We start from the raw sequence: 20,898 nt of genomic DNA, 5'->3' as shown, positions 1-20,898 counted from the left end.
CCCCGACCGACACCCCGCTGAAGAACGAACCCGAGTCCGCCGGCCGGCGCGTGGCGGACACGAACGAACTGATCCGCTTCGAGAACGTGACCAAACGATTCGGCAGCAACACCGTCCTCGACCGGCTGGACTTCTCGGTCGACGCGGGCAAGCACGTCACGCTGATCGGCCCGTCCGGCTCCGGCAAGACGACGATCCTGCGGCTGCTGATGACCCTGGCCAAGCCGGACGAGGGGAGGATCACCGTCGGCGGGCAGCAGCTGTACCCGGCGAGCGAGAAGCAGTGCCGTGAGGTCCGCAAGAACATCGGGATGGTGTTCCAGCAGTTCAACCTCTTCCCCAACATGAAGGTGCTGCGCAACATCACCGAGGCGCCCGTCAACGTCCTCGGCCTCTCCAAGGACGAGGCGGAGGCGCGGGCCCGCGAACTGCTCGACATGGTCGGGCTCGCCGACAAGTGCGACGCCTATCCGACCCAGCTCTCCGGCGGTCAGCAGCAGCGGGTGGCCATCGCGCGGGCCCTGGCGATGCGCCCGCAGGTGCTGCTCCTCGACGAGGTGACGTCCGCGCTCGACCCCGAGCTGGTCGCGGGCGTGCTCGACCTGCTCAGGGACATCGCCCGCACCACCGACATCACGATGCTCTGTGTGACCCACGAGATGAACTTCGCCCGGGACATCTCGGATCAAGTTCTGATGTTCGATTCTGGCCAGGTGATCGAATCGGGCAGCCCCGAGAAGATCTTCGGCGATCCGTCACACGAACGTACGCGCGAATTCCTCGGTGCGGTCAACTGACTACACCAAGTGAAGGGGGGAACGCGTGGGAACATCCGAGGTCCGCCCGCCGGGCCATGCCCATGGCATATGCCAGAGTGCTGGTCCGGCAGTTGGGAGGGCGGAGGGCCCCGGGAAAATCTCGTGAACAACCCCTCCGCGTACGGCTCTTGAGCCGTATCGTGGGACACGGCAAGCTGTCCGAAAAACGGCCCGAGAAGCGCAGGGGGAAACCGTGGCGCTCAAGCACGAGCCGACCGCGCCGTACCACTCGGCCCAGGACGCCCTGCGCGTCCTGGAGACGGTGGCGCGGCACGCAGGTGGCGTCACCGACGCCGAGATCGCCCGTCGCACCGGCGTCGACAGCGAGCGGCTGACCGCGCTCCTGCGGATGCTGCGTCGCGAGGGATACGTGGAACAGACCACCGAGGGCGCCTACGTCACCGGTGCCGCACTTGCCCGGCTGGGCTCGACGGAGGGTCACGACCGGGCCCTGCGCGAGCAGCTCCAGCACACCCTCGACCGGCTGCGCGACTCGGTCGGCGCCGCCGTCTACGTCACCCGTTATCTGGACGGTGAGATCCAGGTCACCGGCTGGGCCGACAGCACGGCCACGCCCGCGGTCCACGAGTGGGTCGACTTCCGCTCCTCCGCCCACGCCACCGCCTTCGGCAAGGGTCTGCTGGGCCAGCTCGACCTCAACGGCCGGCGCGACCACCTCTCGCGGCACCGCCCGGCCCGGCTCACCGCCCGCACGATCACCAACGAGAAGGTGCTGCTGAGCAAGCTCGACGCCCAGACGCCCACGGTCCCGGTGCTCGACCTCCAGGAGTACGCGCCGGGCACGGTCTGCGCGGCCGTCCCCCTCACCGCGGGCTCCGCCGTCGGCTGCCTGGCGCTGTCGCTCCCGCTGGAGCACGCGCACCGGCTGCGGGCGGCGGCGCACACGCTGAACCGGGGAGCGGCGCCGGTGCTGCTGTCGCTGGCGATCTAGACACCCACCGCGGGAGCGGCCGCTCCCGCGGAGATCCAGCTCACGTTTAAGTGGTCGAGGGCACCCTCGCGGACCAGGTAGTATTTTCTCTGTCGCCAGCCGCGAAAGCGCGAGGGCGACAGAGTCTGCGCCGCTAGCTCAGTTGGTTAGAGCAGCTGACTCTTAATCAGCGGGTCCGGGGTTCGAGTCCCTGGCGGCGCACGATGACGATGGCGAGGCATGTTCGCAGAAAACGCGAACCTGTCTCGCCATCGTCGTGTTTGCGCGGCTTCGCCGCGCGCCGTGGGGGCTTCGCCACCCACACCCCCCGCGCCGCGCCGCCCTCAACTCCTCAGGTACGCCAGCACCGCCAGCACCCGGCGGTGAGTGTCCTCCGCCGGCGGCAGGTCCAGCTTCCCCAGGATGTTGCCGATGTGCTTGCCGACGGCCGCCTCGGTGACGACCAGCTCCCGGGCGACGGCCCCGTTCGACCTTCCCTCGGCGACCAGCGCCAGCACCTCCCGCTCGCGCGGAGTGAGCGCCGCCAGCGGATCACGCCGGCGCCGCAGCAGCTGCCGTACGACGTCGGGGTCGACGACCGTACCCCCGGCCGCCACCTGCTCCACCGCCTCCGCGAACTGTTCGACCTGGCCGATGCGGTCCTTGAGGAGATAGCCGACGCCGCTGCCGTCGCCGGTGTCCAACAACTCGGCCGCGTAGGCCCGTTGGACGTACTGGCTGAGGACCAGGACCGGCAGGGCGGGGTTCGCGGCACGCAGGGCGAGGGCGGCGCGCAGCCCCTCGTCGGAGAGGCCGGGCGGCATCCGTACGTCGGTGACGACGAGGTCGGGGGCGTACGACGTCACCGCCGCCGTCAGCGACTCGGCGTCCCCGACCGCCGCGACGACCTCGTGCCCGAACCGGGTCAGCACGCCGACGAGCCCCTCCCGCAGCAGCACGCTGTCCTCGGCGAGCACGATCTTCAGCGCTGCGGGCACGGGATCTCCAGGGACAGGACGGTCGGGCCGCCGGCCGGGCTGTGGACGGACAGTCTGCCATCGAGCACCGCGAGCCGGTCGGCGAGACCGGTGAGCCCGCTGCCGTGCGCGGGGTCGGCACCGCCCGTCCCGTCGTCCCACACCTCCACCCGGAGCACCCCTCCCGCGTACCGTCCGCCGATCCGGGCCCGCTCCGCCCCGCTGTGCCTGCCGATGTTGGCGAGGGCCTCGCGGACCGCGAAGTAGGCCGCCGATTCCACGGGTTCGGCGAACCGGGGCAGGTCCACGTCGAGTTCCACGGGCACGACGGACCGGTCGGCCGCGTCCGCGAGGGCGTCCGGGAGGCCGTAGTCGGCGAGCACCTGCGGATGGATGCCGTGGATCAACTCGCGCAGCTCGCCCAGGACCTGGTCGGCCTCCCGGTGGGCGGCGGCGAGCCGGGCGGCCAGTTCCGGCGGGGCGTCGAGGCGGGCCAGTCCCAGGGCCATGCTCAGGGAGACCAGGCGTTGCTGGGCCCCGTCGTGCAGATCGCGTTCGATCCGGCGCCGCTCCGCCTCGAAGGCCGCCACCAGCCGGGCCCGTGACCGGGTCACCTCGCCCAGGCGCCGCTCCGCCTCCGCCTCGCTCGGCGCGAGCAGCAGCCGGGCGAGCGCGGCCCGCAGCCGCGCGTACCGGACGAGGGGCCACAGCAGCGCGAGGAGCAGCGCGGCACCGGCGGCCGTGCACAGCAGGGCCTGGCCGTAGGAGTCGATCAGCCAGAGCTTGACGATCCGCGCGTCCCCGCCGGCACCGCCGTTCGCCGCCAGGTGCAGGGGTGCCCCGATCAGCGCGCCGGGCACACCGAGCGCGGCGAGCAGCACGGCCGCGTCGAACGGCCACAGCACGAGACCGAGCAGGAGCGTGTACGCCAGCTCCCGCCAGGTCGCCCGCTCGGTCAGCCGCAGCCGGGTCCAGGCGGCGAGACCGGGCTCGGCGGGGGTGGCGTGCGGGCCGGGCGGCGGCGGGGTGCGGGTGAGGGCCAGCCGCCGCCGTTCCAGGGCGCCGACCGGGATGCCCGACACAACGGCCACGGCGAGCAGCGGCAGCCCCACCAGGACCGGGGCCAGGGCGAGGCCGAGGACCCCGAGGACCAGCAGCACCACCAGCAGCGGGGCGCCGACGAGGACACCGCTCAGCAGGTAGGCCACCGCGCGCGGCACCTCCCGCAGGACCGTTCGGATCATGGGGTCACGGTAGGCGGGGGCGGCGGGCGGCGGCCATGGGCCCAGGCGGTGTCCGGGGGTATGCCCAGCCCTACCTCGTCAGCAGCTCGTCCCGCCCGCGCGCCCGGTACTCCGCCACCAGCCGGGCCAGGTCGACGGCCGAGAACTTGCGGTAGGCCCACTTCCCGGGCGGCCGCCACCAGACCGGGTCGGCGCAGCGGAAGCCCTCGCGGCGGAGGGTCGCACGCTGGATCTTGTTGGTGGCGGTGACGGGCATGGACGGGACGACCCGGACGAACCGGGGGGTCATCTTGGTGCCCAGGTCGGGTTGCGCCACGAGGAACTCGGCGAAGCCGTCCGGGTCGAAGGCGCCGGCGACGGTCGCCATGACCTGGTCCCCGGCGACGGGGTCGGGCACGGCGTACACGGCGACGGCCTCGGCGCCCTCGTAGCGGGCGAGGATGTTCTCGATGACGGCGGCGGCGAGGTTCTCGCTGTCGACGCGGAGGCGGTCGTCGGTGCGGCCGGCGAAGTAGAGGAAGCCGTCCGGGTCGCGGTAGAAGAGGTCGCCGGTCCAGTACCAGCCGTCGTGGCGGCGGGCGGTGTCCGCCTCCGGGTTGCGCCAGTAGCCCTCGAAGGGGTTGGGGCCCCGGTTGACCAACTCCCCTATCGCCTCGGTGCCGTTGAGCAGACGGCCGTCGTCGGCGAGGAGGGCGGGCGGGCACTCCTTCCGGGTCTCGGGGTCGACCACCGCGAGGTCGTCGCCGGGTGCCGCCCGGCCGATGGCTCCCGGCGGTGTCCCGGGCGTCCGCTGGATCGCCGCCCCGCCCTCGGAGGACCCGTACCCCTCCACGAGCCGGACCCCGAACCGCTCTTCGAACGCCGCCGCGTCCACCGCCCCGGCCTCGGTGCCGAAGCCCATGCGCAGCGGGTTGTCGCGGTCGTCGGGGCGGGGTTCGGTGGCCAGGACGTAACTCACGGCCCGTCCGACGTAGGTGAAGTACGTGGCCCCGTAGGCCCGTACGTCGTCCAGGAACCCGGAGGCCGAGAACCGGCGCCGCAGGGCGATGCCCGCGCCGGCGACCAGGGCGGGGGCCCAGTCGGCGATGACCGCGTTGCCGTGGAACAGCGGCATGCAGACGTAGTGCACGTCGTCCCGCCGTATCCCGAAGCGGTCCACCAGGGCCCGTCCGGCCGCCGCCAGCCGCCCCTGGGAGCAGAGGGCCGCCTTGGGGGCGCCGGTGGAGCCGGAGGTGAAGTAGAGGAGGAGACGGTCGGCGGGGCCGGCGCGGGTGGGGTCGGGCCGGGCGCCGGCGTAGGGGGCGAGCAGTTCGGTGTACGGCCGGGTGTCCGTCACCAGGATGCGTACGCCGGTGAGGTCTAGGCCGTCCAGCAGGGGCAGGTGGGCCTGTTCCGTGATGAGCAGGCGGCATTCGGTGTGCAGGATGTCGCGGGCCAGTTCGGGACCCCGGCGGGTGGGGTTGACCCCGGCGACGGCGGCGCCCGCGAGGGCCGCCGCGCTCAGCCAGAGCGGGAATTCCGGGGTGTTGTCGAGAAGGACGCCGAAGTGCGGCTCGGCGGTGGGTGGCAGGAGGTCGGCGAGCAGTGCCGCGCGGGCGGCGGCTCCGGCGGCGACCTCGTGGTGGGTCAGGACCTGTTCCTCGAACCACAGCCCGGGCCGGTGGTCGTCCCACCGGTCGGCCACGAGCTGTGCGACCGTGCGCCTGATGGACTCCATGTCGGCGCACGGTAGTTGACGTACCGTCAGTTGAGGAGGGTCACGGCGTCGGGAACGAGGGGTCCGTGGAGAACTGGTGGAAGGTGACCATGAAGAACACGCAGAACGCGAAGGCCACCCCGAGGAACGCCAGGATGCCGAGCCCGGCCGCGGCCTGCTTGACCCGCTCGCCGGGGGCGTGGGCGGTGGCGACCACCTCCGGGCCGTCGGTGTAGTACACGGTCACGAAGTCGCCCTCGACCGTGGTCATCGGCCCGTCCTCCTCCTCGAAGCGGATGGCGCGGCCGTCCCGGGCCGTGAACTCGTACACGTGGTGGACCGTCGTGCGCACGCTGCTGTGTTCGCCCGTGTTCCGGTGGACCGTGGTGAACGTCCTCAGGCAGCGCGCCTCGGCCGTCAGCCCGCTGTCCCAGGCCCTTCTGACGCGCAGCCAGCGGATCAGGACGCGGTACGCCATGAAGCCGATGAAGGTCATCATGACCACGGGAATGAGGTAGAAGAAGACGTCCATGGCGGTTCCCCCCGGAGTGCGGCGGCCGCCCTGGTCGGCGGCGTGAGGGGAACGTACCCGGATGGTGGCCCCGCGCAGCTCAAGCGATGCTCAGAACTCGCGGGGCCGGGCGCCCGGACTCAGAAGGTGACGTCCGAGCAGGCGTAGAACGCGTTGGTGGTGTCCGCGATCGTCCAGACCGCGAGGATGACGTGGTGGCCGCTCAGCCCGGACGGCAGACGGCCGGTGTGGGAGAGCGTGGACGGGGGGCGCTGACCGTTGTAGGGGACGGTGAAGAACGGCGTCAGGTCGAGGTCGGAGCGGGTCAGGGCGTGGTTCTGGTTCCAGCCCGCCCTGGTGACGTAGTACTTGAAGTCGGTGGTGGCGTGCATGGCGGTGAACTGCCACCGGAACGTGTAGTTCTGACCGCCCGTCACCCTGGTGGTGGGCCAGGCGCCGCCGCCCGGCCGGGCGGACGCGTCGAGCTGGCCGAACCTGGTGTTGCCACCGGAACACAGTCGGCCGTCAGCCGGCCCTGAGCCCGGGAAGCCCTTCGGTCCCTCGACGCTCTGCGGTTCCCACTGGATGTCGCCGCAGTTGGTCACGGTGCCGTTCTGACAGAGCTTCTGCCGGCTGACGGGGAGGTCGGTGTAGCCGTGGCCGGAGGCGCCACCACTGGAGAGCACGAGCGCTCCGGTGGTGGCCAGGCCGACCGCGGCCGCGTACCACTTGGTCCTGTTCCGCGCGTGATGGCGCATGCTGCCGCTCCCTGGAGTACGTGGGGAAGTTTCCAGGTCTAGACCAAGTCCCAGATTATGGGCGACCGTTGAACATGTCCATACCAATTCAGCGGTTCAGGACGACACTTCGCGCCGCCCCGTATAGAACGCCACCGTCAGGTCCTTCACCAGCGCCTTGCGCTCGTAGTCGTCGAGTTCGACCAGGCCGCGCAGGGTCAGCCGGGTCACGGTGTCCTCGACCGAGTCGACGACGGAGGTGAGGACGGTGTCGCGGTGCTGGGCGTCGAGCGCGGCGATCCGGCGGCGCTGCATCACGGCGGCCACCTCCGGCGCGTACTCGATCCGGATCGGCTGGACCGAGAAGACCTCCACCCCGACCGGCGCCGTGTCCGCCGCCACCAGCCGCGTCAGCGCCTCACCCACCGCCTCCGTGTTCCGCAGCGTCTCGTCCCTGACCAGCGCGCCCGGCGGCACGTCCGCAGGCAGCCGCGCCAGCACCCGGGAGACCGCCGCCTCCACGCACTCCCGCAGGTACCGCTCGTGGTCCTCGATCCCGAGCACCGCCCGTGCGGTGTCCCTGACCCGCCACGTCACCAGGACGACGACACGCATGGCGACCCCGCCTGCGTCGACGGCCGCGATCGGCTCGCTGCGCCAGTGCCGCAGCCGTACGTCGACGCGGCGGCGCAGCACCAGCGGGTTCACCCAGAGCAGGCCGGTGCGGCGGACGGTCCCCCGGTAACGCCCGAAGAGCCCGAGCACCCAGGCCCCTCCGGTCCGCCCCCGTGCCAGCCCGCCGAAACCGAACATCGTCAGGGCCCCGGCTCCGGTGTACGCGGCCCACTGCGCCGGTCCGAGTCCGGCGCCCGCGTACGCGGCCGGCAGTCCGAGCGCCCTCGCCGCGAGCCCCGGCAGCACCCCGGCCCACCAGGAGGTGAGGACGCATCCGGCCACCCCGCAGGCCCCGCCCAGCACGCCCAGCGCGCCGGGGACCACCCGCGCCGGCCGCTCGACCAGCTCGGGGTCGACCTCGACGGCGGGGCGCGGCTCGGCGGACGCGATTCCCTGCCGTACCCGCGGCTGCTCGCCGGTACCGCGCCGCCGGCCCACGACGGCGGGCGCGAGGGGGAAGGCCACCGGTACGGGGTCGTCGCGGAACAGCAGGTGGACGGGGATCTCGGTGGTGGTCTCGTTCTGGATGAGCCGGGCGGGCCGCGCGGGCCCATCGGGCTCCGGTGTGGGTGGGGTGGTCGTACGCATACGTGCCTCCATGCCTCCGCGCAGGAAGAACCGTGGTGAGGGCCCCACCGGTTCGGGTGGGACGTCGGGCCGGGAGTCGGGCCCGGGTCCGGCCGGGGATCGGGCCGGGGATCGGGCCAGGGACGGGAAGGGGATCGGGCCAGGGACGGGAAGGGGGTCCGGGAGGTCGGCGGATCCGCGCCCCGGTGGACGCCGGTCGTGCCGTCAGGAGAACAGCCGGCGCCAGGTCTCGGGGCCCGGGTAGCCGTCCGCCGCGCCGCCGCGCCACCCCTGGGCCCGCTGGAACGCCTCCACGTTCCGGCGGTCCGACTCGCCCCAGCGCGGCCCCGGACCCGAGGTGTAGTACTTGCCGAACCCCCTCTTGACCAGCTGCTTCCCCAGCCGGAGGACATACGCGTTGTCCGCGCCCGGCCGGAACATGCCGCGCCCCGGATAACCGGCGACGCCGTGCGAGGCGGGCGGCGGGGGTCCACCGGGAGCCACCGGGTCCCCGGAACCCCCGGGCGGGGCGGGCGGCATGGGCTTCACCGACGGCGCTCCCGGTGGGCGGGAGGCGCCGGGGGTGCGGGACGGGGCGAGGGTGCCGGACCCTCCCGGCATGCCCGGCGGCCGGTGCACCACCGGCGGCTCGGGTGCCGCCGGCTTCCCCCGCGGGCCCTGGTTCCCGGTCTGCGGAATGTCCCGGCCCCGCCCGGTGACCAGATACGCCCAGGTCAGGGGGCCCGGAATGCCGTCGGCGAAGTGGCCCGACCAGCCCTGCGCCCGCTGGAAGGCCCGGGTCGCCCTGCGGTCGGCGGCCGACCAGCCCGGTCCCGGTCCGCCGGTGTAGAAGCGGGCGCCGCCGCGTCGCACGAGCATGTGCCCCAGCCGGGCCACGTACTTGTTGTGCGCGCCGGGACCGAAGGCCCCGGGGCCCGGGTAGCGCTCCCCACCGGACGGCCCGGCGGCCCCCTGCGCGCCCGGCGGCTCCGGCGTCCTCGGCGGGACGGCGGGCGCGCCGGGGCCGCCGGGGTCGCCGAGGTCGCCGGCGGAGTCGGTCCCGTAGTCCGGCAGGTCGGCGTCGTCGGCGATCAGGCCCTTGTAGCGGTACGGCACGTAGTGGGCGGCGTTGTCCCAGTACCCGTACGGGGTGGCCTTCCTGCGGGCGTACGGGTGGGTCGACTCGTAGGCGATGTAGTGGGTCTCCGCGTCGTCCGTCCAGCCCCCGAAAATGACGACGTGCGAACCCTTTCGAGGGTCCTTCGGATTATGGAAGAGCAACATGTCGCCCGGTTCGAGCCGGTCCTTCGAAATGCGCTGTGCGAACTTGCCGAGGCTGCCGGTCCATTCGTTCCCGGGGAGGTTCCAGGCCATCGAGACGAACCCCGAGCAGTCCTGCCGATATCCGTCGGACCAGTACGCGCGCATGCTGTAAGGAACCTCGGCCTCGACCCAGGCTCTGGCTCGCCTGATGATGTCGGCGCGGGTGGTGGGCGGCAGCGTCACCTCCTTCAGCGGCTTCTTCCCGTCCGCCGGACGCCCTCGGGGGCCGTGCAGCGCACCCTTGACCCCCTGCGGGGTATCAGGCCCCTCACCTGCGGGAACGGCACCGGGGCGAACCGGTCCGTGGGTCGCCGCGACCGCCGGTACGACATGCCCCGCGCCGAGTGCGGCACCGGCGGCGGTGGCGACCACCAGGGCGTTCCTGACGGCCCTGGCCGCCGGGTGACTCACATGGGCGTACTGGGCCGAGTAGGGCATGACCCGCCGCCAGTGGACACAGCCGGGGCATTCGCAATCGGTCCCCGGATCGACCTCCTCGAATACCGGAGTCTCCATACGATTCCCCTCGCGAACCGACCGAAGAATTCCACGCTTCTGCACGCCCGTCAGTTTCTCAACTGTCTCCCGGTGTCGCATGCTGACGGTCCAAATGATGTACTCCGCCGCTCCCGGGCCGGGGCCGGCGGGTGTCCACCCGCGGACCGGCCAGTGACCGGTGGCCGGTGACCCGTGGCCGGGGCGGCGCTCGCGGCGGCGGTCGGGTGGCCTGGCGGCGGCGGCCGAGGCGGGCGCCAGGCGTCGGGCGATCGCCGGATGCCGCCGGCAGGGAAAGCCGAAAGAAAGGAAAAACGTTTCGGCAACCCCATAGTTACCGGACGGTCCGGTAATTACTCGAAAGTGACTGCCGGGTAGCGTTTCGTTCATTGAGTCCGCCGAGGGTCGATCTTGACGTTTCAAGCTATTCGGTTGCATGATCAGCGCTGAACCAGAGCCGTGACCAAAGACCCCCCACCCTCTTTGGGAGCCGTAGAGCCGCCCCCGTCCGTTCATGTGAGAGCCGCCCTTTTCGCGATCCCTTTCGCGACCTCCTCCGCGATCCTTTCGTGGACTCTTTCGCGATGCCTTCGCAACCTTTCCGATAACCCTTTTCGCGCGTCCCGCAGCCTTTTGCAGATGCGCCCAAAGGGTGCTTCGGCATGCCCGCACATTTCTTTCTGACGCGATTTCAGAAGTCGCTCGAAAAAGGTTCTTGAAGTCTTGACTTCCCATCAGATGGCGCTCCATATTGATGGCCGACCACCCCCCGCCCTCGAATTCGGTCCTCGCTCGGAGGACCGTTTCGTGGACCCCAAGGAGACATCAATGGCGATCGCACTCCCCTTCGGCCGCAGGACGGCCCTGGCCGCTCTGGCGATCACAGCGGCGGCGGCCACCACGCTCACCCTGCCGGCGACGGCCGAGGCCCAGTCGGGTTCCCGTATCTGCGGGAACTACTGGGAGGCCCGGGCCAACGGCAAGACGGTCGGGATCATGGCCAAGGTGCTGGAGGTGCCGAAGGTCGACTTCGGCATCTGCCTGCGCGTCATCGACAAGACCAACAGCATCAACGGCCGCGATCTGCCCGGCTACGGCAAGGTGACCTGGAACCCGCGTCAGCCCATCAGGTCCTGGACCTGCGAAGACGCCGGCGACCTGTTCAACGACAAGTACGGCGACGACCCCTGCCTCACCATGAACCGGGTGGACCTCATCGGCCAGGTGGCCAACCGCACGCCCGCCGAGTGGTCGCAGGTGTACTGAGCATGAGGACGAACACCTGGTGGGCTCGCGTCCTGATGTGCGGCACCCTCGCCCTCGCGACCCTGGCCACGACCGAGGGCACGGCGAGTGCCGCCACCCAGTGCTTCAGCCAGAGCTATTCCGACGGAGCGAACGTCGTCCCCGGCACGGGCGGCGGCAACGTGACCCGGTCGATCACCCGGCAGCGGGCCGGCAACACCTGGGACGACTGGGTCTGGCGCGGGACCGAGTTCCAGTGCCCCCGCGGCCGGACCTGTGAATACGCGTGGGACAAGTCGAAGACGACGACCACCGGCTGGGCCATAGGCGGCGGGACCGATCTCGGTAATGCCAGCTCGCCCTCCAAGAAGTGGTACAACACCGTGCTCGGTCTGGTCGGCGGATATCAGAAGACCACTCAGATCACGACCTCATTCACCTGGACCGTGCATCTCAACGGCGGCGATGTGGCACAGCCCATTCAGGTCGCGGTCCGCCGCTGGACGCAGGGCGATTTCGCCGGCGGCTGGGTCAGGACCAACCGGGGCTGCCAGGGCGGAACCACCTACGAGTGGAACGGAAACCTGCGGTTCGGCAACTGGACCCGCGACGTCTTCGAGAAGGAAAAGGTCGGCTACGCCGTCAACGGCCGCATGTGACCCCGATATCACCCGGTCATTTCCGTGGGCCACTTCCGTTCACCGGCCCACTCCGAACAGAACCCGGACAGCCTGAATCCCCCCACCATCACTTCCGGGCATTTCCTTCTCCGAGAAAGGACACCGTCATGCGCAAGAGAGTCTGGTGGAATCGCGCTCTGCTGTGCGGAGCGCTGGCCCTCACCACTCTGGCCACGACCGAGGGCACGGCGAGTGCCGCCACCCAGTGCTTCAGCCAGAGCTATTCCGACGGAGCGAACGTCGTCCCCGGCACGGGCGGCGGCAACGTGACCCGGTCGATCACCCGGCAGCGGGCCGGCAACACCTGGGACGACTGGGTCTGGCGCGGGACCGAGTTCCAGTGCCCCCGCGGCCGGACCTGCGACTACGCGTGGACGAAGTCGAAGACCACGACCACCGGCTGGGCCATCGGCGGCGGCGTGGACCTCGGTAACGCCACGTCGCCCTCCAAGAAGTGGTACAACACCGTGCTCTCCCTGGTCGGCGGATACCAGAAGACCACCGAGATCAGCACGAACTTCACCTGGACCGTGCACCTCAACGGCGGTGACGTGGCGCAGCCCGTCCAGGTCGCGGTCCGCCGCTGGACGCAGGGCGATTTCGCCGGCGGCTGGGTCAGGACCAACCGGGGCTGCCAGGGCGGAACCACCTACGAGTGGAACGGAAACCTGCGGTTCGGCAACTGGACCCGCAACGTGTTCGAGAAGGAAAAGGTCGGCTACGCCGTCAACGGCCGTATGTGACACGCCAGTTCGCTTTCACCTTCCTTTCCGGCATTTCCCAGTCAAGGAGACACCCATGTCGATCAAACTCATGAAGCGGCGTACGGCGATGCTGACGGCCGCCGGAATGGCGGCCGGGGCACTGTTCGCCCTCGCGGTCCCCGGCACGGCCGAGGCCCAGTCCGGCTCCCGTATCTGCGGGAACTACTGGACGGGCTACTACGCCAACGGCCAGAAGGAAGTCACCTGGTCCCGGGTGATCGAGGTGCCCAAGAGCGACGGCGTCGCCTGCGATGTCGCCATCAACAGGACGGACCGGGTCGGCAACCCCCCGCAGGAGACCGTGAACCTCGGCGTGAAGTGGGGCTCCCGGCAGCGGCTGCAGAACGTGACCTGCGAGTGGTACTCCCAGGACGTGCTGAACTCCAAGCACGGGGACGACGTCTGCAACAGCATGCTGCGCGCGGACAACGTGTTCGAGGTCAAGAACCGCACCATCAGCCAGTTCTACGTCAAGAGCTGAGCACGCCGGCCGGTCGCCCGACTCCCCCGCCGGAGCCGGGCGACCGGCGGTTCTCCACGCCGGGAGCCGGCGGTCGGCCGTTCCCCGTGCGGTCCCGCGATCCGTCCCGGACCATGCGGTCAGAAGCACCCCGGCACCTCCGCTAGACTTTTCCTCGCGCGCCGCTAGCTCAGTTGGTTAGAGCAGCTGACTCTTAATCAGCGGGTCCGGGGTTCGAGTCCCTGGCGGCGCACCATCCGAAGAGGGCCCTCGCGAGCATGTGGCGCGAGGGCCCTCTTCGTATGCCTTCTTCGCATGCCCCCTTACCCGCCGGCCCCGCGTCCGCCATGCGCCCCCCGGGGTCTCCCCGCGCGCGCCCCCGGCTCCCCACCCCCTTTCGCACACCCGTGCCATGGGCGAATTAGCGCCGAAATACGGACCCCAAACTTTCACCGAGGTACAGGAGGTAAGCGCTCAGGAACAAAAGATGCCGAGCGGGCATCAATGCAACCGGATGACCGTCGCCCCGTGTCTCCATGGTGTAGATCACATGGTGACGATGACGCATTGATGTGTCCGTAACGGTCGAGGGGGACCGATTCGGACGAAAGACCGACGAACACACACTCGATGAGTGTGCGGGGGGAATGACCCATGACGTCGACGCCGACGGGCGCCCGGCACAATCACGACCCATCCGAAACAGCCCGGCTCAAGGTACCGTCACCTCGGACCGGAGCATTCCGCAAGCTGCGGAAGACCCTTCCGCGCTACGACTACGAGCACTACAGCCGCCTCGCGGGACCGCTCACCCAGCCCGATCCGACCAAGCCCTACACGGTGCAGTACCGCTCGCTGATCTCCCAGGAGCCGCACCGTCTGCGGGTGGCCCTGATGCTGGCCGCCGCACCGCTGCTCTCCCTGGTCCTGCTCGGCTGGCTGCTGCAGCAGGAGCACTGGACCAGGCGCGACTACGTCGAGTACGACTTCCTGCCCGCCCTCGACATGGTCATGCTGGTCTCGATCGGTCTGATCGAGTTCTTCCGCTGCATGAACGTCCTGTCGAACGCGCACGCCACCCTGGTCGCCCGCGACCCGATCCCGGTGGTGCCCGAGACCGGCACCAGGGTCGCCTTCCTCACCTCCTTCGTGCCCGGCAAGGAACCGCTGGAGATGGTGACGAAGACCCTGGAGGCCGCGGTGCGACTGCGCCACCGCGGACTGCTGCACGTGTGGCTGCTCGACGAGGGCGACGATCCGGCCGTGAAGACGGTCTGCGCGCGGCTGGGCGTGCACCACTTCTCCCGCAAGGGCATCGCGAAGTGGAACCAGCCCAAGGGGCCGCACCGCGCGAAGACCAAGCACGGCAACTACAACGCCTGGCTCGACGCCCACGGCGACGACTACGACTTCTTCGCCTCGGTCGACACCGACCACATCCCGCTGCCCAACTACCTGGAGCGGATGCTCGGCTTCTTCCGCGACCCGAACATCGGCTTCGTCATCGGCCCCCAGGTGTACGGCAACTACGACAACTTCGTCACCAAGGCCGCCGAGTCCCAACAGTTCCTGTTCCACGCGCTGATCCAGCGCGCCGGCAACCGGTACGGCGCCCCCATGTTCGTCGGCACCTCCAACGCCGTACGGATCAGGGCGCTCAAGCAGATCGGCGGGCTGTACGACTCCATCACCGAGGACATGGCGACCGGTTTCGAGATCCACCGTCACAAGAACCCGGCGACGGGGAAGAAATGGCGCTCGGTGTACACACCGGACGTGCTCGCGGTGGGTGAGGGGCCCAGCGCCTGGACCGACTTCTTCACCCAGCAGATGCGCTGGTCGCGGGGCACCTACGAGACGATCCTCAAGCAGTACTGGAAGGGCTGGTACTCGCTGCCGCCGAGCAAGCTCTTCAACTACACCATGATGATCATCTTCTACCCGATGTCCGCCCTCAACTGGATCCTGGCGGCGCTGAGTTGTGCCCTGTTCCTGGGCCTGGGCGCCTCGGGTGTGAACATCGACCCGACCGTGTGGCTGATGCTCTACGGCAACGCCTCGGCGCTCCAGATAGGCCTGTACGTCTGGAACCGCCGGCACAACGTCTCCCCGCACGAGCCGGAGGGCTCCGGCGGTGTGGCCGGCATGGTGATGTCCGCGCTGTCCGCGCCGCTCTACGCGAAGGCGCTGGTCGACTCGGCCCTGCGCCGCAAGAGCAAGTTCGTGGTCACGCCCAAGGGCGACTCGGCCAGCCCCGACCGGTGGTTCGGCACCTTCCGGTACCACTGGTACTTCATCGTCATCTTCGGGGCCTCGATCGCCGCCGGCCTCGTCCTCGGCCACGCACATCCCGCGATGATCATCTGGGCCACCTTCGCCATGATGATCACGGCTCTCCCGATCGTCGTCTGGCGGCACATGGTGCGGCAGGACCGGAAGAGGGCCGCCGCGGCCGACGGACTCCAGGGTTCGATGGCGGCACCCCCCGAGGCGGCGCCCGCGCCCTTCGCGCCACAGTCCGCACCACACGCCCCGCCCGCACCCCACGCTCCCCGGCACAAGCCGAGCTGGGCCGCGTCCGGGCCGGGCAACGGAGGCAGTGAGCAGACCATGCAGATCGCCCTGGGCGGACTGGGGGGACGTAAGGAATGAAGGACCGTGCAGGCCGCCGCCGCGCCCGTCGCCTCGCGATCGGCGGGGCGGTGGTCCTCGCGCTCGCCGGGACGAACGGGCCCTGGGTGTACCGCTTCAGTTCGGAGAAGTACCACGAGTACAAGATCAACAGGCCGGAGTACAAGGCCGCCAACGGGCACTGGCAGATCGTGGAGTTCCCGCGGGAGTACCGGCAGAACACGATCCACGCCGCGCTGCTGCACACCGGCAAGATCCTGTTGATCGCGGGCTCCGGCAACGACGCCGACAATTTCGACAGGAAGAAGTTCGACACCCGGCTCTGGGACCCGGTCAAGCAGACGATCAAGCGGGTGCCGACCCCGGCCGACCTGTTCTGCACGGGGCACACCCAGCTGGGCAACGGCAACCTGCTGATCGCGGGCGGCACCAAGCGCTACGAGAAGCTGAAGGGTGACGTCACCAAGGCCGGCGGGCTGATGATCATCCATAACGAGAACCCCGACAAACGGATGAGGATCAGGGCGGGCACCCGGTTCGTCGGCAAGGAGAACGGCAGGACCTTCGTCCTCAAGGACACCGTCGACATCAAGAAGGCCGTCAAGACCTTCGACCCGGACACGGGCAGGTTCACCGGCAACAAGCCGGGCATCGCGCGCGCCTACGTCGAGGCCGAGCGGCGCGGCAGGAAGTACGAGACGGGCACGGAGGACAACTACCGGGTCGTGGGCCTGAAGGGCGAGGACGCGCGGAACACGTACGGCATCGCGCAGAAGCTCGCGCTCGACAAGAAGGACTTCCAGGGGATCAGGGACGCCTACGAGTTCGACCCGGTCGCCGAGAAGTACATCAAGGTCGACCCGATGAACGAGGCCCGCTGGTACCCGACGCTCACGACGCTGTCGGACGGCACCGTCCTGTCGCTGTCCGGCCTCGACGACATCGGTCAGCTCGTCCCGGGCAAGAACGAGATCTACAACCCCGCGACGAAGAAGTGGACGTACACCAAGGACGTCCAGCAGTTCCCGACGTACCCGGCGATCTCCCTGATGCAGAACGGCAAGCTGTTCTACTCGGGCGCGAACGCGGGGTACGGGCCGGACGACATCGGGCGCGACCCGGGTGTCTGGGACCTGCGGACCAACAGGTTCACCAAGCTGCCCGGCATGAGCGACGGCAAGCTGCTGGAGACCGCCGGGACCGTGCTGCTGCCTCCGGCGCAGGACGAGACGTACATGGTCATCGGGGGTGGCGGGGTCGGTGAGTCGCAGCGCTCCAGTCGGAGGACCCGGCTGATCGATCTGCTGGCGGACCGGCCGAGGTTCGTGGACGGGCCGCGACTGGCGAAGGGCACGCGGTATCCGCAGGCGTCGATCCTGCCCGACGACACGGTGCTCATCTCCGGGGGCTCGGAGGACTATCGCGGGCGCGGCGACTCCAACATCCTGGAGGCGCGGCTGTACGACGCGAGGACGGGCGGGATGCGCCGGGTGGCGGACCCGCTGGTCGGCCGGAACTACCACTCCGGGTCGATCCTGCTGCCGGACGGCCGTGTGGTGTTCTTCGGGTCGGACTCCCTCTACGCCGACAGGGCCAACACCAAACCGGGGGAGTTCGAGCAGCGGATCGAGATCTACACGCCGCCGTACCTGTACCGGGACGCGCGGCCGACGCTGACGGGCGGGCCGAAGACGGTCGCGCGCGGCGGGACGGCGACGTTCGGCGCGCGGGACGCCTCGGCGGTCCGCTCGGCCCGTTTGATCCGGCCCAGCGCGTCGACGCATGTGACGGACGTGGACCAGAAGTCGATCGAGGCGGACTTCGTGGCGAAGGGCGACCGGATCACCGTGACCGTGCCGAAGAACCGGAATTTGGTGCAGTCGGGGTGGTACATGCTGTTCGTGACGGACGAGGCGGGGACACCGAGCGAGGCGCGGTGGGTGAAGGTGCCGTAGCGCTGCGCTCGCCCGCGCCGTTCTGGCCTCGGGCCCGGTGCGCCGTTCTGGCCTCGGGCCCGGTGCGCCGTTCTGGCCTCGGGCCCGGTGGGGCTTCTCGCGCAGTTCCCCGCGCCCCTGAGGAAGCAGAGGCTGCGCCCTGCTTCTTCAGGGGCGCGGCCCTCAGTCGGACGCCTTCGCCAGGGCCAGGGCGTACTCCGGCCACCACTCCCCCGCCCTGGGGCCGCCCTTGCACTCCCCGTCGGACTCCCCGGGACGCTTCACCCACAGGTACGCGTCGACCAGCTCGTCCGGAGTCTTGGTCGTAGGCGTCTCCCCCAGCGCCCGTCCCGGCGGGTTGCACCAGCGTTCGTCCTCGTCGCCCTCGTTCCAGGGGCCGTTGCCGTTGCGGCTGGTGTCGACCACGAACGGCTTGTCGCCGATCCTGGACGAGAGCTGCTTGCCGTACTTGATGGAGTCCTCGGTGGTGTAGAAGTTCGAGACGTTGACGGCGAAGCCGTCCGCCTGCTCGATCCCGGCCCACTTGAGGGGCTCGTAGATCTCGTCGGGGTCGCCCCAGCCGGCGTTGCCCGCGTCCAGGTACACCGTGGTGTTCTTCAGCGCACCGAGCCGCTCGATCGCACCCTTCAGCAGGTCGTACCGCTCCCCGTGGAACTCCTCCGGGGTGCAGCCGTCCACCACGTGGAGCACCGCGTCGGGCTCCAGGACGACCGTGGCCGCCCGGTCCCCGATGCCCCGGGCCACCCCGTCGATCCACGCCCGGTAGGCGTCGCCGTCGGCCGCGCCGCCACCGGAGTACTGGCCGCAGTCGCGGTGCGGGATGTTGTAGAGGACGAGGACGGCGTCCCGGTCCGCCTCCTTCGCGGCCTCGGTGAAGCCCCTGGCCTCCCGCTCGGGGTTCTCCGGGCCGATCCACTCGCCGGTGGGCTGCTCGGCGATCATGCGGATCAGCTCGGCGTCCCTGTCCTTGCCGGCCTTCTCGTAGGCGGCGACCTGTGCCGCCGCGTTCCCGCGCGGATTGACCCAGAACGGGTCGGTGCCGTCGGGCCGTTGGGTGATACCCGGCCCTGTGCTCCGGTTCTTCCCGCCGTCGCCGTCGTTCCCCCCGGAACAGGCGGCGAGCGATATCGCCGCCACCACCGCCACCGACGCCCGAACCCCGGCACCCCTCCTGCCGTACATCCAACTCCCCCTCGGGTGCACCGTGTCGTAAGCCTCAATCCTGACATAAGTACCGCCTCGCCAAGGGGGCCGTCACACCCTTGTCCAGGTGCTGTCGACTCCTGATCACGATGGTGGGGCGACACGTCCGGACGGGGACGGAAACCGCTCGTACGGCCCGCCCGGAGCACTCGTCGAAGCGGGCCGGCCGAACACCAACTCCTGTGTCGGCGGCTCTCCATGACGCATAGTCATGCCTCGCCGGACCGGTCCGGGACCGGACTCTGGCCGCGGGCGCCGCCGCGCTCTACAGTCGCAGAGGTGCGGCGCTCCGGGGTGCTCCGCCCGCAAGCCTCCCGTGTCGGCGCCCGGGTCACTCCCGCAGCCCGTGCGCCCCACGGTCGAGGACCGGCCCGGTCGGCGGCCCCGGGGGGAGCGGGTCGCGGACCGGGCCGGGTGGACCGGCGCCGCGCGTCCGCTCGGGGCCGGGGCTCAGGGGCCCGTCCCACTCAGGGACCCGTCCCACTCAGGGACCCGTCCCGCTCAGGGACCCGTCCCGCTCAGGGACCCGTCCCGCTCAGGGACCCGTCCCGCTGAGGTACGCGGAGACGACGACGTTCGCCGCGTACGTGCGGGTCTCCCTGTCGAAGGTGCCGCCGCAGGTGACGAGCCGGAGTTCGGCCCGCCCCGACTGCCGTACGCCGTAGGCCCGTTCGGCGTCGAAGCCGTCGCGGCCGATGACCTGGACGTCGTCCACGGTGAACTCGGCGATCCTGCCGTCGCTGCGGGTGACCCGGATCTTCTCGCCGATGCCGAGCGTGCTGAGCTTGTAGAAGACGGCGGGCCGGGTCTCGGTGTCGACGTGTCCCACGAACAGTGCCGCTCCGGGCGCCCCCGGCCGCGCACCGCCCGCGTACCAGCCGACGACGCCCGGCTGACCGTAGGAAGGTGGTTCGATCGCCCCGTCGCGGTCGAGGCCCCGCGCCACGACCGGCGCCTGCACGCCCATCGCGGGGATGTCCAGCCGTTGCGGCCGTGCGTCCCTCAACGGCATTGCGGCGGGCGGGAGTTCGGCCTGCGCGGGGCGCCCGACGGCCGCCACGTCACCGGTCATGGGCGCGGACTCACCCGCGCGTACGTCGGTGATCTCACGCCCCCACAGCCACAGACCGAGCAGCAGTACGGCCCAGGCGACACCGGCGACGACCCGGCCGGTTCCGCCGCCGGACCTGCCCCCGGCTCCCGTCCCGATGGTGCTCTCGTTGTCGGCGTAGTCGTGGTTCCGCTTCGACACGGCGGCCTCACTCCGTGCCGCGGCCACGGCCCCGGCGCGCGCCCCGCGCCACGACCGCCGCCGCCGCGACCCCGGCGAGGACCAGGCCGACCACCGCGTGGCGGGCGCCGGGGCCCGCGTGCCGGGCGTCGTCCAGGGAGCCGGCCGGGCCGGCCGAGCCCCGGGCGTCCACCGGCCCGTCCGCCGCGAGCCGGACGGCCGCTCCGCCGCCGCCCGCGCGTACGGGGGCGACCGGGGAGGCGGGGGACGCGGGCCTCGGTGCGGGGCCGGACTCGGCGCCCGGTGGGGCGGGGGCCGAGGGACCGGCGGCTTCGGGCTGCCTCCCGCCGCCGACCCGAAGGGTCCCCCTGATCCCGTCCTCCACGCCCGGGCAGGTGACCCGCAGCTCGTACGTACCGGGTCGGAGCGAGGACCGTACGCGGGTGTCGCCGGTGAGGGTGCCGAGGCTCCCGTCGCCGGGCCGGGTGAGCAGCGCGTCCGCGACGAACGCCTCCGAGACGGCCGTTGCGGACTCTCCCGCGCACCCCGCGGCCCGTACCTGGATGTCGCTGCCGGGCGGCGGGGAGGCCGGCACCGCCGAGACGCGTCCCGGGTCGGCCGCCAGGGCCGGGGACGCCGACGCGGCCAGCGCGGCGGCGAACAGCGTTCCGGCACAGAGAGCGACTCGTGATGAGCCCATGGTGAACCTCCAGACACCCTGAGACTCCCGCGCCGTGCGGTGGGCCGCATCCGGG

18 protein-coding genes and 2 tRNA genes are annotated in these 20,898 nt (G+C 70.8%); 10 read left to right on the top strand and 10 right to left on the bottom strand.

The annotated features are described in order from the left end of the window. The first annotated feature begins 17 nt into the window (after nucleotides 1-17). The 3 genes from ehuA to SCAB_RS27410 all read left to right on the top strand — a co-directional run bounded on the left by ehuA (nucleotide 18) and on the right by SCAB_RS27410 (nucleotide 1,971). Nucleotides 18-797, top strand: coding sequence for an ectoine/hydroxyectoine ABC transporter ATP-binding protein EhuA (gene ehuA / locus SCAB_RS27420; protein WP_037729690.1), 780 nt, complete (start codon nucleotides 18-20; stop codon nucleotides 795-797). A 214-nt stretch (nucleotides 798-1,011) separates the two neighbouring features. Further along, nucleotides 1,012-1,770, top strand: a complete 759-nt coding sequence (locus SCAB_RS27415) for an IclR family transcriptional regulator (protein ID WP_013003337.1) — start codon at nucleotides 1,012-1,014, stop codon at nucleotides 1,768-1,770. 127 nt (nucleotides 1,771-1,897) lie between these two features. Next, nucleotides 1,898-1,971 (top strand) — tRNA-Lys (locus SCAB_RS27410). Between the two features lie 122 nt (nucleotides 1,972-2,093). Here the strand turns inward: SCAB_RS27410 and SCAB_RS27405 are convergent. From SCAB_RS27405 to SCAB_RS27375, 7 genes are all read right to left on the bottom strand, one after another. After that, nucleotides 2,094-2,747, bottom strand: a complete 654-nt coding sequence (locus SCAB_RS27405; RefSeq protein WP_013003336.1) for a response regulator transcription factor — start codon at nucleotides 2,745-2,747, stop codon at nucleotides 2,094-2,096. After that, nucleotides 2,732-3,970 (bottom strand): sensor histidine kinase, encoded by a 1,239-nt coding sequence (locus tag SCAB_RS27400; RefSeq protein WP_013003335.1) that lies wholly within the window; start codon nucleotides 3,968-3,970, stop codon nucleotides 2,732-2,734. The genes SCAB_RS27405 and SCAB_RS27400 overlap by 16 nt, the downstream gene beginning before the upstream one ends. Nucleotides 3,971-4,040: 70 nt before the next feature. Further along, nucleotides 4,041-5,687, bottom strand: a complete 1,647-nt coding sequence (locus SCAB_RS27395) for a long-chain-fatty-acid--CoA ligase (RefSeq protein ID WP_013003334.1) — start codon at nucleotides 5,685-5,687, stop codon at nucleotides 4,041-4,043. A 40-nt stretch (nucleotides 5,688-5,727) separates the two neighbouring features. Next, complete coding sequence (locus SCAB_RS27390) at nucleotides 5,728-6,198, bottom strand: DUF3592 domain-containing protein (RefSeq protein ID WP_013003333.1); 471 nt, start codon at nucleotides 6,196-6,198, stop codon at nucleotides 5,728-5,730. A 119-nt stretch (nucleotides 6,199-6,317) separates the two neighbouring features. Beyond that, nucleotides 6,318-6,935, bottom strand: coding sequence for a lytic polysaccharide monooxygenase auxiliary activity family 9 protein (locus tag SCAB_RS27385; RefSeq protein WP_013003332.1), 618 nt, complete (start codon nucleotides 6,933-6,935; stop codon nucleotides 6,318-6,320). A 96-nt stretch (nucleotides 6,936-7,031) separates the two neighbouring features. Beyond that, a complete protein-coding gene (locus tag SCAB_RS27380) occupies nucleotides 7,032-8,177 on the bottom strand; it encodes an SPFH domain-containing protein (RefSeq protein ID WP_037729518.1) in 1,146 nt (381 codons plus the stop codon). A gap of 204 nt (nucleotides 8,178-8,381) precedes the next feature. Beyond that, nucleotides 8,382-9,995 carry a peptidoglycan-binding protein gene (locus SCAB_RS27375; RefSeq protein WP_041669721.1) on the bottom strand — a complete coding sequence of 538 codons (1,614 nt, stop codon included), beginning with the start codon at nucleotides 9,993-9,995 and terminating at the stop codon, nucleotides 8,382-8,384. Nucleotides 9,996-10,802: 807 nt separating this feature from the next. On the opposite strand from SCAB_RS27375, the gene SCAB_RS27370 reads away from it, so the two are divergent. The 7 genes from SCAB_RS27370 (at nucleotide 10,803) to glxA (ending at nucleotide 17,709) form a co-directional block, all read left to right on the top strand. Then, complete coding sequence (locus SCAB_RS27370) at nucleotides 10,803-11,240, top strand: hypothetical protein (RefSeq protein ID WP_037729516.1); 438 nt, start codon at nucleotides 10,803-10,805, stop codon at nucleotides 11,238-11,240. 2 nt (nucleotides 11,241-11,242) lie between these two features. After that, on the top strand, nucleotides 11,243-11,878 hold the full coding sequence (locus SCAB_RS27365; protein ID WP_013003328.1) for a hypothetical protein: 636 nt from the start codon (nucleotides 11,243-11,245) through the stop codon (nucleotides 11,876-11,878). Nucleotides 11,879-12,006: 128 nt separating this feature from the next. After that, on the top strand, nucleotides 12,007-12,642 hold the full coding sequence (locus tag SCAB_RS27360) for a hypothetical protein (RefSeq protein ID WP_013003327.1): 636 nt from the start codon (nucleotides 12,007-12,009) through the stop codon (nucleotides 12,640-12,642). A gap of 55 nt (nucleotides 12,643-12,697) precedes the next feature. Beyond that, on the top strand, nucleotides 12,698-13,144 hold the full coding sequence (locus SCAB_RS27355; protein ID WP_013003326.1) for a hypothetical protein: 447 nt from the start codon (nucleotides 12,698-12,700) through the stop codon (nucleotides 13,142-13,144). Between the two features lie 158 nt (nucleotides 13,145-13,302). After that, nucleotides 13,303-13,379: transfer RNA gene (locus SCAB_RS27350), tRNA-Lys, on the top strand. A 398-nt stretch (nucleotides 13,380-13,777) separates the two neighbouring features. Next, a complete protein-coding gene (locus tag SCAB_RS27345; RefSeq protein WP_013003325.1) occupies nucleotides 13,778-15,775 on the top strand; it encodes a glycosyltransferase family 2 protein in 1,998 nt (665 codons plus the stop codon). After that, nucleotides 15,772-17,709 (top strand): radical copper oxidase GlxA, encoded by a 1,938-nt coding sequence (glxA, locus tag SCAB_RS27340; protein ID WP_013003324.1) that lies wholly within the window; start codon nucleotides 15,772-15,774, stop codon nucleotides 17,707-17,709. Before SCAB_RS27345 ends, glxA begins: the two co-directional genes overlap by 4 nt. A gap of 162 nt (nucleotides 17,710-17,871) precedes the next feature. On the opposite strand, the gene SCAB_RS27335 is transcribed toward glxA, so the two are convergent. The 3 genes from SCAB_RS27335 to SCAB_RS27325 form a co-directional block, all read right to left on the bottom strand. Next, nucleotides 17,872-18,891 (bottom strand): glycoside hydrolase family 6 protein, encoded by a 1,020-nt coding sequence (locus SCAB_RS27335; RefSeq protein ID WP_046773365.1) that lies wholly within the window; start codon nucleotides 18,889-18,891, stop codon nucleotides 17,872-17,874. Nucleotides 18,892-19,447: 556 nt separating this feature from the next. After that, nucleotides 19,448-20,164, bottom strand: coding sequence for a class F sortase (locus tag SCAB_RS27330; protein WP_013003322.1), 717 nt, complete (start codon nucleotides 20,162-20,164; stop codon nucleotides 19,448-19,450). Between the two features lie 7 nt (nucleotides 20,165-20,171). Beyond that, entirely contained in the window at nucleotides 20,172-20,843 is a 672-nt protein-coding gene (locus SCAB_RS27325; RefSeq protein WP_013003321.1) for a hypothetical protein, read from the bottom strand. Nucleotides 20,844-20,898: the final 55 nt, after the last annotated feature.

It is taken from the genome of Streptomyces scabiei 87.22 (assembly GCF_000091305.1).
Taxonomy (GTDB): domain Bacteria; phylum Actinomycetota; class Actinomycetes; order Streptomycetales; family Streptomycetaceae; genus Streptomyces; species Streptomyces scabiei.
Note: the sequence above shows the minus strand (reverse complement) of the source record. Positions and strands in the feature narration are given on the sequence as shown.